This window comes from Falsiphaeobacter marinintestinus, assembly GCF_007923355.1.
GTDB lineage: Bacteria > Pseudomonadota > Alphaproteobacteria > Rhodobacterales > Rhodobacteraceae > Phaeobacter_A > Phaeobacter_A marinintestinus.
In genome coordinates, this window is the sequence record NZ_VOGO01000001.1 from 752,796 (window position 1) to 765,787 (window position 12,992).

Annotated in this window: 14 protein-coding genes; 13 read left to right on the top strand and 1 reads right to left on the bottom strand. The window is 56.4% G+C overall.

Annotation, left to right across the window (positions count from 1 at the left end):
- From FOY56_RS03720 to FOY56_RS03730, 3 genes are read left to right on the top strand one after another with little or no spacing between them, the layout of a single operon-like run.
- On the top strand, window positions 1-1,077 hold the full coding sequence (locus FOY56_RS03720) for a GSCFA domain-containing protein (protein WP_146344439.1): 1,077 nt from the start codon (window positions 1-3) through the stop codon (window positions 1,075-1,077).
- Complete coding sequence (locus tag FOY56_RS03725; RefSeq protein ID WP_146344440.1) at window positions 1,074-1,865, top strand: hypothetical protein; 792 nt, start codon at window positions 1,074-1,076, stop codon at window positions 1,863-1,865. Before FOY56_RS03720 ends, FOY56_RS03725 begins: the two co-directional genes overlap by 4 nt.
- Before the next feature lie 25 nt (window positions 1,866-1,890).
- The gene (locus FOY56_RS03730; RefSeq protein WP_146344441.1) at window positions 1,891-2,520 is read left to right on the top strand and encodes a 3-oxoacid CoA-transferase subunit B; all 630 of its coding nucleotides are present in this window, start codon (window positions 1,891-1,893) and stop codon (window positions 2,518-2,520) included.
- Window positions 2,521-2,536: 16 nt separating this feature from the next.
- Here FOY56_RS03730 and FOY56_RS03735 read toward each other — a convergent pair whose 3' ends face one another.
- Complete coding sequence (locus tag FOY56_RS03735; protein ID WP_146344442.1) at window positions 2,537-3,364, bottom strand: lytic transglycosylase domain-containing protein; 828 nt, start codon at window positions 3,362-3,364, stop codon at window positions 2,537-2,539.
- A 358-nt stretch (window positions 3,365-3,722) separates the two neighbouring features.
- Here FOY56_RS03735 and FOY56_RS03740 point away from each other — a divergent pair, with 358 nt between their 5' ends.
- The 10 genes from FOY56_RS03740 to FOY56_RS03785 all read left to right on the top strand — a co-directional run bounded on the left by FOY56_RS03740 (window position 3,723) and on the right by FOY56_RS03785 (window position 12,989).
- Window positions 3,723-3,902, top strand: a complete 180-nt coding sequence (locus tag FOY56_RS03740; RefSeq protein ID WP_146344443.1) for a hypothetical protein — start codon at window positions 3,723-3,725, stop codon at window positions 3,900-3,902.
- 436 nt (window positions 3,903-4,338) lie between these two features.
- Window positions 4,339-4,518 carry a hypothetical protein gene (locus tag FOY56_RS03745; protein ID WP_146344443.1) on the top strand — a complete coding sequence of 60 codons (180 nt, stop codon included), beginning with the start codon at window positions 4,339-4,341 and terminating at the stop codon, window positions 4,516-4,518.
- A 100-nt stretch (window positions 4,519-4,618) separates the two neighbouring features.
- Complete coding sequence (locus FOY56_RS03750; RefSeq protein ID WP_146344444.1) at window positions 4,619-4,798, top strand: hypothetical protein; 180 nt, start codon at window positions 4,619-4,621, stop codon at window positions 4,796-4,798.
- 173 nt (window positions 4,799-4,971) lie between these two features.
- On the top strand, window positions 4,972-5,829 hold the full coding sequence (gene cpaB / locus FOY56_RS03755) for a Flp pilus assembly protein CpaB (protein WP_146344445.1): 858 nt from the start codon (window positions 4,972-4,974) through the stop codon (window positions 5,827-5,829).
- Window positions 5,830-6,024: 195 nt separating this feature from the next.
- Window positions 6,025-7,443, top strand: a complete 1,419-nt coding sequence (locus FOY56_RS03760) for a type II and III secretion system protein family protein (RefSeq protein WP_146344446.1) — start codon at window positions 6,025-6,027, stop codon at window positions 7,441-7,443.
- Window positions 7,444-7,459: 16 nt separating this feature from the next.
- Entirely contained in the window at window positions 7,460-8,119 is a 660-nt protein-coding gene (locus FOY56_RS03765; protein ID WP_146344447.1) for an OmpA family protein, read from the top strand.
- A gap of 190 nt (window positions 8,120-8,309) precedes the next feature.
- Window positions 8,310-9,548, top strand: a complete 1,239-nt coding sequence (locus FOY56_RS03770; protein ID WP_146344448.1) for a CpaE/TadZ family protein — start codon at window positions 8,310-8,312, stop codon at window positions 9,546-9,548.
- A 22-nt stretch (window positions 9,549-9,570) separates the two neighbouring features.
- Window positions 9,571-11,031: a TadA family conjugal transfer-associated ATPase gene (locus FOY56_RS03775; protein WP_146344449.1), complete on the top strand. Its 1,461-nt coding sequence runs from the start codon at window positions 9,571-9,573 to the stop codon at window positions 11,029-11,031.
- A complete protein-coding gene (locus tag FOY56_RS03780) occupies window positions 11,031-11,999 on the top strand; it encodes a type II secretion system F family protein (RefSeq protein WP_146344450.1) in 969 nt (322 codons plus the stop codon). The genes FOY56_RS03775 and FOY56_RS03780 overlap by 1 nt, the downstream gene beginning before the upstream one ends.
- Window positions 12,000-12,008: 9 nt before the next feature.
- Entirely contained in the window at window positions 12,009-12,989 is a 981-nt protein-coding gene (locus FOY56_RS03785) for a type II secretion system F family protein (protein WP_146344451.1), read from the top strand.
- The last annotated feature ends 3 nt before the right edge of the window (window positions 12,990-12,992 follow it).

Consider the following 12,992-nt stretch of genomic DNA (forward strand, 5'->3'; position numbering starts at 1 on the left):
ATGGCGGCGGATTCCGACAAAGTGACATCGCCCTATCAGGGGCTTGAAAGCCGCGCGTTCTGGCGTTCGGGGGTGGCCGAAGCTGGCCGTTTCCCACCTGCTGATGTGTATCGCGCACGTTTTCCAATCACTCGGGATTTGCCGATTTTCACCGCAGGCAGTTGTTTTGCACAGCATGTTGGCAATGCCCTGCGATCCAGCGGGTTTCGCGTTCTCGACGCCGAACCCCTGCCCGCAGGGATGGCCGCACATTTTCGTCCGATGGCGCAAACTTATGGCTACGGCCTGTATTCTGCGCGCTACGGCAATATCTATACCGTGCGCCAGTTCCTGCAGCTGATCCGCGAAGCGCATGGAGAATTCCAGCCAGCCGACCCGATCTGGGAACGGGATGGCCGCTTTTTTGACGCGCTGCGCCCCGGGACCGAACCCAATGGGCTGGAAACGCCCGAGCTGGTGACCCGCGCCCGCGCCGGGCATCTGGCCGCCGTGCGTGACGCATTGGGTCAGGCCGGGTTGGTGGTGTTTACCCTGGGACTTACTGAAAGCTGGCAACATACCGAAAGCGGTACTGTCTATCCCACTGCGCCCGGCACGATTGCAGGCCAGATGGATGACGCCCGCTATTCCTTCATCAATTTCCGCGCGTCACAGATTCGCGAAGATTTCCTTGAGGTCCGCGACTATCTCAAGGCCATCAACCCCGACATCCGGTTTTTGCTGACCGTTTCTCCGGTTCCGCTGACCGCCACAGCCAGCGGCAATCATGTCCTGCCCGCGACGGTCTATTCCAAGGCCGTTTTGCGAACGGTCGCCGGAGAGTTGTACGAGGATTTTGAAGATATCGACTATTTCCCCTCGTTCGAAATCGTGGCGTCTCATGCCTCGGATGATGGGTTCTTTGCCGACAACCTTCGGTCTGTGACGACGCGTGGTGTACGACGCGTCATGCGGGCGTTTCTGGCGGCACATGGCGCAGGCCAAGACACCGCCGAAGAACGGGATGTTGCCGATTCTGACGGCACGGATGACGACGTGGTCTGTGAAGAGGCCCTGTTAGAGGCGTTCAGCACATGACCCGTTTCCTGGTCCTTGGCAGTTCGCATGTTGCCGCAATGAAACAGGCCGCGCCGCAATTCGTTGAACGGCACCCGGATATCGACCTGTCGTTTTTTGCGTCTGCCGCCCCGACCTTCCGCGTCGGGCGTGTGGGTCAGAAGGGGTTTTTCACACCAAAGTACCGCTCCAAAGGAGACCGGCAACTCGCGCGCCAGGTCAACGATGCACTAACTGTCGACCTGACCAGCTTTGACCAAATTCTGGTCTCGGGTTTCCGGTTCAGCATGGGTGACGTGGCCAAAGTCCTGCTGGATTTTGACATTGTCGAAGGTACGGACACGGGAAAGGCCCAGACCTGTTCGCTGGATTTTCTGCGCGCTATGATCGACCATCTTGTCGCCCGTGAGATGAAACTGATCACAGGTTGCCTGGGCGAAAACCGCAATTTCACCATCACCGACGCGCCCTATCCAGCCGAAACCATAGGTCAGCGATCCGAAGACTATGACCCTGCGAAATCGCTAGATGCGTTTATGAACCATCCGGATGCGCCAGGTCTGTTCGACTATTGGAAAGACCAGGTCGCCGCAGGCGTTACCGCCGCCGGCTATGGTTTCCTGCCGCAACCTGTGGAAACGGTGACCAAACCCTTCGCTACAGCCGGGCAGTTCACAGCCGCCGCCCCTCATATGAACGGGGAGCAGTTAAGTTGGACGGACCACCGCCACATGAACGCGGATTTCGGGCTGCACGTGCTTGAAGCCTTCACTGAAAAACACATGAACCCGACGCCCAAACCGGCGTGAACCGACAAATTTGAGGAGATCAATCATGGCTTGGGACCGCAACCAGATGGCCGAACGCGCCGCGCAGGAACTTCAAGACGGTTGGTATGTCAATCTTGGCATCGGCATCCCGACGCTGGTTTCGAACTATATCCCCGAAGGCGTCGAGGTGACGCTTCAGTCCGAAAACGGGATGCTGGGTATGGGGCCCTTCCCGATCGAAGGCGAAGAAGACGCCGATCTGATCAATGCGGGCAAGCAGACGATCACGGAACTACCGCAGACCGCCTATTTCGATAGCGCGACCTCGTTTGCGATGATCCGGGGCGGCAAAATCGCCATGGCGATTCTGGGTGCGATGGAAGTCGCCGAAAACGGAGACCTTGCGAACTGGATGATCCCGGGCAAGCTGGTCAAAGGTATGGGCGGTGCGATGGATCTGGTGGCCGGCGTTGGCCGCGTGGTTGTCGTGATGGATCATGCCAACAAGCATGGTGTATCCAAGGTTCTGAAGGAATGCACGCTGCCGTTGACCGGCAAAGCCGTCGTTGACCGGATCATAACCAATCTGGGTGTGCTAGACGTTGTTGAAGGTGGTCTGAAGATCGTTGAACTGGCCGACGGCGTATCGGACGCAGAGCTCCGCGCCGCCACCGAGGCGACGCTGGTCAACTAAGGCCCCCGATCAGGCCTTAGTTCATCGATGTAAAGACACAGCCGTCCGAGATTAGCTCGGGCGGCGTTGTGCACAAGCCCTTCGCCACCTGAAACGCCGCCAGCACCTTTGGTACATAGTCGCGCGTTTCCGCATAGGGTGGCACACCCTTGTGTTTGCGGACGGACCCTTCTCCGGCATTGTAGCCTGCCAGGACAAGGATCGGATCATTTCCGAACTCTCCCATCAGCCAGTTCAGATATTTCACACCACCGGCGATGTTGTCTTCGGCTTTCAGGCTGTCTGAGACTCCAAAGCGCGACGCCGTCGCCGGCATAAGCTGCATCAGCCCCTGCGCCCCCGCCGAACTGATCGCATCGGCACGCCCGGCAGATTCGACCGCGATTACCGCAAGTACCAGTGCTGGAGAGACTTCCGTGCCTATTGTCGAGCGGAGAATCGGGATGCCACGCGCTCTGGCGATGTCCTGAAGCGATTGCAGGCGCGGTGCTCCGACTTTGCCAGATCCGCTGAGTGCCAGCAGCGCCTGATCCAGACGCCCTGGGCCGGATGCGCTGAGATCGGGCGAGACTTTATCCCAGAACCACGCATGACGCCCCGTTGGTGTGGACGCCGATGGTGTGTCCCCGTCAGCTTTGGCCTTGGCTTTTGGCTTTGCTGGTGCGGCTTTTACGGTCTGTGACGGATCAATCTGAATCGTGATCCGCTTTTTGGTACCCGATTTGGGCGGTTTGACCCGTTTCGCCTGAAATTCAGGAAACGGGGCCGGTGTATCAGCCGGGGCCGGAGTCGCGCATACCAGCGCAAGCCCGCCCAAGCCTAATGCTAAGGAACGAAAAAACATGTGCTCGCCTCAAGGGTCTGTTTTTTTCGCTGACTGTTCTCTGAAATTGGTCTCTCTGACCAGTAAAACCGCCCGGACTTTGGCGATTTTGCCTCAATTGACTCCGTTTTGCATCGCATACAGAGTTACAGCGGCTTCGAAATTTGTAAAATTTTCATTTATAAACAGTATATTAACTGGAACTTCTCGAAAATAATTAAATTGGGCATAAATACCCGCTTTCGGCCCAAATGCTGCCATGCAGCGCTGGCTATATGTCGTCATACCACGACGGACACGGGCCATGTAGAGAGAGCTGGCTCATGAGGACGACGCGGTCAAGCTAAACAAAATCTTGTGATCCTTTGGAGGGACTACCATGCTTAACTTTATCAAAAACTTCCGCAACGACGAAGACGGCGCCGTAACAGTTGACTGGGTCGTGCTGACCGCAGCCGTCGTTGCCCTGGCCGGCGCAGCCTATACCGCCATCGAAGACGGTTCGTCGAACCTGACCGAGTCGACCGGCGAGTTCATCGAAGGCAAAGACCCGGCATAAGCTCAGTTCCAAGTTCTGAGATCATGAAGGCCGTGCCCCAAAAGGGGTGCGGCCTTTCTCGTTTTTGCCACGGTCAGCTGCACGAAAGCACTAAGACCATTCAGGCAACCGATACGGTAGTGAAAAGCACCTACTGACTGGCCTTGTGGATTCCAGTTTCGCGCCAGACAAGCAGCCTCATTTCAAACACATTCGCACCTACCCCAAGGGACGACAGCAAAGAATTTCAAACTTTTTTTTATTTTTTCAGATACTTAGCAACTTTCAACAACGGCAACCTTGAATTTCACTACTTTTCTACAAACACGCCCAATTGCTGCCCCAATCCAGCTGTTGAATAAGCCCATGCCAAGCTTGACCGGGCTCGAAAGAGAGAGCGGGTCCAACACGGGAAAGCGCGGACAAAACTTAAATCTGATCCTTTGGAGGGACAACCATGCTTAACTTCATCAAAAACTTCCGCAACGACGAAGACGGCGCCGTAACAGTTGACTGGGTCGTGCTGACCGCAGCCGTCGTTGCCCTGGCCGGCGCAGCTTATACCGCCATCGAAGACGGTTCGTCGAACCTGACCGAGTCGACCGGCGAGTTCATCGAAGGCAAAGACCCGGCGTAAGTCACGCAGACGGATCTGTATGATTTTGTCGAAGGGCCACGTCTTTTCCATAAGACGTGGCCCCTTGCCGTAACGAAGCTGCCTGCTTTAAGAGGTCACCATGTTTGATAAGTTGAAAAAATTCCGCCGCTCCGAAGATGGAGCTGTGACGGTTGACTGGGTCGTGCTGACCGCCGCCGTTGTTGCACTGGCCGGCGTAGCCATCGTGTCTCTGCAGAGCGCTTCGGGTGGCCTGGGGAACAACGTCGGAGACACCCTGACCAACACCCAAATCGACTGATTGTTCCGGGCTCCTGCCCGTTCAAAACACAGAGCAGCGCGACTCTGACACCCGGCCTCCCTGTTTTGGCCACAATCCGCGCATAAAAGTTAATCGGGTAAAGACATGATCCTGGAGAACCGGGGCACATCATCCCGCCTTATGCGGGACTAACAAAAGAAAGAGGTTCAGATATGCGCGCTGTATTCGGACTCGTATTGATCGTCGGGGTCGCCCTTGCAGGAGGGGCCGTGATGATGGCAAAGAATTACATTTCCGCCTATCAGAACGAACTGGCGAAGGAACGCGCCGCACGGGAAGCGATCGTGCCAACGACTACGGTATTCGTGGCCACACGGGCGCTGAAGTACGGCGAGACACTGAACAAAGACGACGTGCGCCAGGTCCGCTGGCCGGTCAACGCCATCCCGGAAGGCGCATTCGAAGAACTAGTCGCCCTGTTCCCGGAAGACGCCAAGAAAAACCGCGTTGTACTGCGCGCCATGGAGTTGGACGAAGCCGTCTTGGCCATCAAGGTCACCGAACCCGGCGAAGACGCTGGAATCACATCGCGACTGGAACGCGGCATGCGCGCATTTGCGATCAAGGTCGATGTGGCTTCGGGTGTGTCGGGCTTTTTGCGCCCCGGGGACAAGGTTGATGTCTACTGGACAGGCAACATGCGCACCGCAGTCGAGAACGGTCGGGGCGAAGTCACCCGTCTGATCCAGGCAAACATTCAGCTTATCGCCGTGGACCAAAGCGCTGGTGGCGATCTGGACCGCGCAACCATTGCCCGCACCGTAACCGTCGCCGCCTTGCCCGAGCAGGTCGCCGCCTTGGCCCAGGCTCAGACAACCGGGCGCCTGTCGCTGTCGCTGGTCGGGGCCGAAGATGACACCATCGCATCGGCCATCGAGGTTAACCAACGCTCCTTGCTGGGACTCAGCGAACTCGAGCTTGAGCCGGAAAAGATCGAAGAAAAAGTGTGCACCATTCGGACCCGCCGTGGTGCCGAAGTGATGGAGATCCCGATCCCCTGCACAAACTGACTCAATAATCATACGTGAAAAACCAAGATGAGAGCTGGCCAAAGGTCGGCTCTCATTTGTTGTATTGTTACTTATCCACATCACTTGCGTCCGGGAAACCATTGATTCTTGCAAAAAATCAGGAACTGACGCAGAGTGCTCTCAAGAGCGGGCATAAAGACCCGCTGGTGAGGCGTGATCGGAGAGGCAGGTCACATGCAATTGAATAGATTGATTAAGGTTGCCCTTTTGGGGCTTGGCCTGACGTGCACTTCCCTTGCGGGTACGTCCGCAATGGCAGACTCATTGCGCGTTGTGAAGAACGGCGTGGGGGCAACGCTGGAAGTTCCGATGAACCGGGCTGTGGTTGTGGAAAGCGACGAACCGTTCGCCGAACTCAGCATTGCGAATCCCAGCATCGCAGATATTTCGTCTCTGTCAGACCGAACCATTTATGTGCTCGGCAAATCGCCGGGTCTGACGACACTGACCCTGTTGGACGGCACCGGACGTCTGATCACCAACGTCAATGTCAAGGTCGCGGCGGACATCACCGAATTCAAAGAGCGTCTGCGCCAGATCCTTCCCAGAGAACAAATCGAGGTCCGTACCGCCAATGACGGGATCGTCTTGTCAGGTACGGTATCCAGCGCACAACGCCTTCAGCGGGCTCTGGATCTGGCTGAACGCTATGCCCCGGATCGGGTTTCGAACCTGATGGGGGTCGGCGGCGTTCAACAGGTCATGCTGAAAGTGCGCTTTGCAGAAATGCAGCGAACAGTGTCAAAATCGCTCAGTTCCTCCTTGGGTATCAACGGCGGAAGTAACGTCGGCGTTAACGGCGGTATCGGCACCCTGAACAACCAACCCGCGCTTTCCAACTCTTTGGCTGGCAACATCCCCGCCTCAAACGAGAACGTTGGCGCCATTCTGTTTGGGTTCAACGCGGGCTCGATGCAGGTCAACCTCCTGATCGAGGCGTTGGAGCAAAAAGGTGTCGTGCGCACTTTGGCGGAACCAAACTTGTCGGCTTTGTCGGGTCAGGAAGCAACGTTCCTGGCGGGCGGCGAATACCCTATTCCGGTAGCGCAGAGAGACGGGCTGTTCTCAATCGAATATAAACCCTTCGGGATCGAATTGAGGTTCATTCCTCGGGTGGTTGATGGCGACGTGATCAACCTTGAACTCGAAGCGGCGGTCTCGGCGATCGACAACGCGAACAGCGTGGTTTTGAACGGCTTCGAAGTTGACGCCTTCACTCGCCGGGAAACCACCACTACAGTCGAGATGCGTGATGGGGAAAGCTTTGCGATTGCGGGCCTGATCGAAGATCAATTCCTGGACAACGCGGCACAAATGCCCTGGATCGGCGACGTTCCGGTTCTTGGTGCCCTGTTCCGAAGCGCTGACTATCAACGCAGCCAGACAGAACTGGTCATTATCATTACCGCACATCTGGTCACGCCGACTCGGGGCGAGGCTTTGGCCCTGCCAACCGATCGGGTAAAGCCACCGCGCGAAAACGATCTGTTCCTGTTCGGGCGGCTCAGTTCGACTGATCGGCCATCACGTGGCGCTGCCAGCGAAGTGGCGAAACAGGATTTCAGCGGGTCTTACGGCTACGTAATGGACTGACCAGAGGAGCTCCGACATGAAAAATCTGATGATCATTGTGGGGCTTCCCCTTGTCATTGCCGGATGCGGTCAGACTGCGGGGCCGGTGCCGAATTCCTTCCTTCGTGAAGCTGGCCTTCAGGTCGACAGCGGTGCCTTTGGAAACGCCACCCTTAACAACTCCATGATTCAGAACGGCGAACAAAGCTATGCCGATGTGTTGGGCGAACGTTTCGCAAGCGAAGTTCCAACGACCATTAACTTTGCCTTTGACAGTGCCGTTCTGGACTCCACCGCTCAGCAAGTGCTGAAACAGCAGGCCACATGGATTCGTCAGTTCCCGGAAGTCAAGTTCCGTGTCTACGGCCATACCGACGCTGTCGGATCATCCAGCTATAACAAGAACCTTGGTCAGCGCCGTGCAAATGCCGCTGTTGCCTTTCTGTCGTCGCTGGGAATCAGCAAATCGCGGCTTGAGGCCGTTGTGTCATATGGTGAAACCCAGCCGTTGATTCAAACCGCCGACCGGGATCGTCGCAACCGTCGCACCGTGACCGAAGTTTCCGGATTTGTCGGTCGTCACCCGACGATCATCGATGGTAAATACGCGCAAATCGTTTATCGCGATTACCTCAAGAGTGCAGAGTCTGAAACGACCCTGACGCAGCGCGAAGAGGCCGCCTTCGGGACACAATAATCCCCGATGCCTTTCATCGTCTCCCATTACCCTACAATTGGGTTTTTTTAGCCCCATTCTTGCCCTGTTTGCCGCCGACATTGTTCTCAATGGGAGACGTGCGACCGAACCGAGTCGTACGCAGGCCTAGGTGTCGCGGCGGCTTTTGGAAAACCGTTGCAGCCGGCCTCCTAAAAAAAGGATGAAGGCAATGAGCAGCGGAATGTCGCAACCCGAACCAAACCCGATTGTGGCCTGTACTGTCAGCCGGGATGTGCAAAACTTCGACCTTCTGATCGAAGATATGGAAATGGCCCTTGGCGAAGCCTGGGGAGATCTGGGCTTTGCCGAAGCCTTGGCGTTCTTCAGTCAACCCGAGGCCGAAAGCCTTGAATTCATCGCTCTGGCGATGGATCACGAGGATGAAGAAAACCTTATTCTGATGGGTGAGATCATTACCCAGGCGAAAGCCAGCGGTATTGCTGTGATCCTGATCGCCGAAGACGTCACACCAGCATCTTTGCACCAGTTGCTGCGCAAGGGCGCGGACGAGTTTGTCCCCTACCCCTTGCCCGAGCAGGAACTGCAAATGGCAATTGACCGCCTAAGCACACCCGAAGTCGAACCGGCAACCGAAGCCCGGCCTTCGCCACAACTGAAAACGGGCCCGTCCCGAGAAGGCGCAGTCATCGTCGTGCATGGCTTGGCAGGTGGCAGTGGATCGACCACGATGGCCATCAACCTTGCGTGGGAACTGGCGTTGGTTGATGCGGATAACCCACCCAGCGTTTGCCTGATCGATCTGGATCTGCAAGGTGGATCGGTGTCGACGTATCTTGATCTTCCGCGGCGCGAATTCGTGCTCGAAATGATGACCGAAACCGAAACGATGGACGAAGACGTTTTTGGTCAGGCCCTGTTGGCGTTCGAAGACAAGCTGCAGGTGCTGACCGCCCCATCCGACATGGTGCCGCTGGACATCATCGACTCTGACGACGTGCAGCGTGTGATCGACATGGCCCGCAGCCATTTCGACTATGTCGTGATCGACATGCCAAAAACTCTGGTGCAGTGGTCCGAAACGGTTCTGAACGCCGCGCATGTGTATTTTGCAATGCTCGAACTCGACATGCGGTCGGCCCAGAATGCCTTGCGCCTGAAGCGGGCTTTGCAGTCAGAAGACCTGCCATTTGAAAAGCTGCGGTTCGCCCTGAACCGGGCTCCGAAGTTCACTGACCTTAGCGGTAAAAGCCGGGTCAAAAGGATGGGTGAATCTCTGGGCATTTCGATCGACCTGCAACTGCCCGATGGCGGCAAGCAGGTGACGCAAAGTGCGGATCATGGGCTTCCTTTGGCCAACTCGGCTGCCAAGAACCCATTGCGCAAAGAAATCGCCAAACTGGCAAGTTCGCTACACGAACTTGGCCGGAGCGACGCCGAAGCGGCTTAAAGACTGAAGGGGGCTTAATCACATGTTTTCGAAATATAAAAAGGCAGGCAACGCTGCAGTCAAGACGACTGCAAAAGTTGCAAATATTCCCGATGCCAAACCTGCGGCTGCGGCGGCTGTGTCCCCCAAGGCCGCAGCGTCATTGCGCAGGCCAATGGATAAAGGCGCAGCCAGACCGGCCCCGGCCGATAAGGAACGCAAGCGCAAGGAACGGTTGAGCGAAATCAAGCTGGAACTGCATCGCGCGCTTCTGGACAACCTGAATCTTGCAGCACTTGAGCACGCGAGTGAAGCCGACCTTCGCGGCGAAATCAGTGCGATTGCGCAAGAAATCCTGGAAGAGCGCGGCGTGGTCCTGAACCGGGAAGACCGCACGACGCTTAACAAAGAACTGTATGACGAGGTCACCGGCCTTGGCCCGCTTGAAACCTTGCTACAGGACGAAAGCGTCAACGACATTCTGGTCAATGGTCCGCAACAGATCTTTGTTGAACGCGCCGGTAAGCTGCAGCTGACCGACATCACGTTCAAAGATGAAAAGCACTTGTTGCGGATCATCGACAAGATCGTATCCGCCGTGGGTCGCCGCGTTGACGAATCCAACCCTTATGTGGATGCCCGCCTTGCTGACGGGTCACGTTTCAACGCCATGGTGCCCCCGGTTGCGGTAGATGGATCTCTTGTGTCCATTCGTAAGTTCAAAAAGGACAAGCTGGGCATCGATGACCTGGTCAGTTTCGGTGCCTTCTCGGAAGAGATGGCGGCCTATCTTCAGGCTGCCGTCGCCACACGCCTGAACGTCATCGTTTCGGGCGGTACGGGGTCAGGCAAAACCACAACGCTGAATGCGCTCTCGTCATTCATCGACGATGCCGAACGCATCCTGACGATCGAGGATACGGCGGAACTTCAATTGCAGCAGACGCATGTGGGCCGGATGGAAAGCCGCCCGCCAAACGTTGAAGGCAAGGGCGAAGTGTCGCCCCGGGACTGTCTGAAAAACGCCCTCCGGATGCGACCTGACCGCATCATCGTTGGCGAAACCCGTGGCGAAGAAGTCATCGACATGTTGCAGGCCATGAACACCGGCCACGACGGTTCGATGACCACGATCCACGCCAACAGCGCCCGCGATGGCGTCAGTCGTCTGGAAAACATGATCGCGATGGCCGGAATCGAGATGCCGCTCAAAGCGGTTCGGTCGCAGATCTCGTCCGCTGTGAACCTGATCGTTCAGGCCAGCCGCCTTCAGGACGGATCGCGCCGGATGACGTCGATCACCGAAATCACCGGGATGGAAGGCGATGTGATCTCGATGCAGGAAGTCTTTCGCTATCAGCGCGTCGGCCTGACGCCCGAAAACAAGATCATCGGCCACTTCACTGCTACTGGCGTGCGCAGCAACTATTCGGAACGGTTCCGGATGTGGGGCTACGACCTGCCCGCTTCAGTCTATGAGCCCAGCGTTATGGAGGGGGTGTAATGCAACTTAGTGCAGAACCAATTATTTATGGCCTGATCTTTGTCGGGATCATCGTGCTGGTCGAAGGCATTTACCTTGTCGCTTTTGGCAAATCGATCAGCCTGAACAACCGGGTTAACCGCCGGCTGGATATGCTCGACAAGGGCGGCAACCGGGAACAGGTGCTGGAGCAACTCCGCAAGGAAATGCAGCAGCATATGAAATCGACCTCGATTCCGCTGTACTCGCTTCTGGCGGAAAAGGCTCAAAAAGCTGCTATCGCCTTCACTCCACGCCAGTTGATCATGATCATGATCGGCGTATCCGTGTTTGCCTTCCTTGGCCTGACCATCGGTACGGATACGGCACCTGCCGTACGTGCCGTGGCATCAGTCGGCATCGGTGTCGGCGGCGTCTATTTCTGGATCAACAAGAAGGCCAACAAACGCATGGCCATGTTCGAAGAACAGCTTCCGGATTCGGTCGAATTGATGGTGCGCAGCCTGCGCGTCGGGCATCCGTTCTCCTCTGCAATCCAGATCGTTGCGAAAGAGGCTGAAGACCCGCTGGGAACCGAATTCGGCGTTATTGCCGACGAATGCGCCTATGGGCGTGATGTCGGAGAAGCCTTGAAGGACATGGCCGAACGGCTGGACATGCAGGATCTTCGCTTTCTTGCTGTGGCCGTGACCATTCAGCAGCAATCGGGCGGTAACCTGGCAGAAGTTCTGGCAGGTCTGGCCAAGGTGATCCGGGCCCGTTTCCGTCTGTTCCGCCGTGTGAAAGCGATCACCGCCGAAGCACAGTGGTCGGGCAAGTTCCTGTCGGGCTTCCCACTGTTCTGCATGGTCGCAATTCTGGCCAAGGACCCGCATTACTATGATGAAGTGATGGATCACCCCTATTTCATCCCGGCATGCTTCGTCGTTGGCATTCTGCTTGTCGTCAATCTTTTCGTGATGCGCACGCTCACCAATATCAAAGTCTAAGGATCTCCAATGGAATTCCTGTCTCAGATCAATACGTTCCTGACAGATCAGCTGGGTGAATTCGGCCCCCTAATCGTGGTCGGCGGGCTTGGCATGTTCATGGTTTTGCTGACCATTCCCTTGATGCTGAACCAGCCAGAGGATCCGCTGAAGAAACTCAAGCGTAACGCTCAGGAAGAAACTCTGGCCAAGCCAAAGAAAGAACGTTTGCGTCAGGCAGGCCGGAACGAACAGCTTGAACGGTTCAAATCGTTTCTCGAACCGCAGGACGCCGAAGAACTCTCTGCCGTCCAGCTCAAACTTCGTCAGGCCGGATATCACTCGAAAGATGCCGTACGCTTCTTCCACTTTGCACAACTGGCGCTTGCCATTCTGGGTTTGATTGTGGGCGTCGTGTATGTTTATGGGCTTGGCGCGGGCGAAGGCATGACACAGCAGCAAACAATGATGTATGTCGTCGGCCCGGGTGCCGCAGGATACATGTTGCCGAAATACTGGGTCACCCGCCGCGTCGAAGAGCGAAAAGAATCGATCACCAGCGGCTTTCCGGATTCTCTGGATATGATGCTGGTCTGCGTCGAAGCGGGTCAGTCTCTGGATCAGGCGATTGTGCGGGTCGCGAAGGAACTGCACGCCTCATTCCCGGCTCTGGCCGAGGAATACGAAATTGTCGCCTACGAGATGAAGGCCGGCAAGGAAAAGGAAAAAGTGTTGCGTGACATGGGCACCCGCTGCGGCGTTCCTGACGTGTCGTCCTTTGTGACCGTGCTGATCCAGTCGGCGGCGTTCGGTACATCCATTTCAGAAGCCTTGCGGGTTTATGCCGGGGAAATGCGCGACAAACGCGTCATGCGTGCCGAAGAGGCCGCAAACAAGTTGCCAACCAAAATGACGCTTGCCACAATGATGTTAACGGTTCCGCCGTTGCTGATTATCCTTGTCGGACCTTCGGCGATGGGCATCGCGAATCTGGGCAACATGAGCAAGTAACAC

What these genes read in the sequence shown, in the direction of transcription:
- FOY56_RS03720 (WP_146344439.1), top strand. Translation starts at nt 1, where the DNA reads ATGGCGGCGGATTCCGACAAAGTGACATCGCCCTATCAGGGGCTTGAA.
- FOY56_RS03725 (WP_146344440.1), top strand. Translation starts at nt 1,074, where the DNA reads ATGACCCGTTTCCTGGTCCTTGGCAGTTCGCATGTTGCCGCAATGAAA.
- FOY56_RS03730 (WP_146344441.1), top strand. Translation starts at nt 1,891, where the DNA reads ATGGCTTGGGACCGCAACCAGATGGCCGAACGCGCCGCGCAGGAACTT.
- FOY56_RS03735 (WP_146344442.1), bottom strand. Translation starts at nt 3,364, where the DNA reads ATGTTTTTTCGTTCCTTAGCATTAGGCTTGGGCGGGCTTGCGCTGGTA.
- FOY56_RS03740 (WP_146344443.1), top strand. Translation starts at nt 3,723, where the DNA reads ATGCTTAACTTTATCAAAAACTTCCGCAACGACGAAGACGGCGCCGTA.
- FOY56_RS03745 (WP_146344443.1), top strand. Translation starts at nt 4,339, where the DNA reads ATGCTTAACTTCATCAAAAACTTCCGCAACGACGAAGACGGCGCCGTA.
- FOY56_RS03750 (WP_146344444.1), top strand. Translation starts at nt 4,619, where the DNA reads ATGTTTGATAAGTTGAAAAAATTCCGCCGCTCCGAAGATGGAGCTGTG.
- cpaB (WP_146344445.1), top strand. Translation starts at nt 4,972, where the DNA reads ATGCGCGCTGTATTCGGACTCGTATTGATCGTCGGGGTCGCCCTTGCA.
- FOY56_RS03760 (WP_146344446.1), top strand. Translation starts at nt 6,025, where the DNA reads ATGCAATTGAATAGATTGATTAAGGTTGCCCTTTTGGGGCTTGGCCTG.
- FOY56_RS03765 (WP_146344447.1), top strand. Translation starts at nt 7,460, where the DNA reads ATGAAAAATCTGATGATCATTGTGGGGCTTCCCCTTGTCATTGCCGGA.
- FOY56_RS03770 (WP_146344448.1), top strand. Translation starts at nt 8,310, where the DNA reads ATGAGCAGCGGAATGTCGCAACCCGAACCAAACCCGATTGTGGCCTGT.
- FOY56_RS03775 (WP_146344449.1), top strand. Translation starts at nt 9,571, where the DNA reads ATGTTTTCGAAATATAAAAAGGCAGGCAACGCTGCAGTCAAGACGACT.
- FOY56_RS03780 (WP_146344450.1), top strand. Translation starts at nt 11,031, where the DNA reads ATGCAACTTAGTGCAGAACCAATTATTTATGGCCTGATCTTTGTCGGG.
- FOY56_RS03785 (WP_146344451.1), top strand. Translation starts at nt 12,009, where the DNA reads ATGGAATTCCTGTCTCAGATCAATACGTTCCTGACAGATCAGCTGGGT.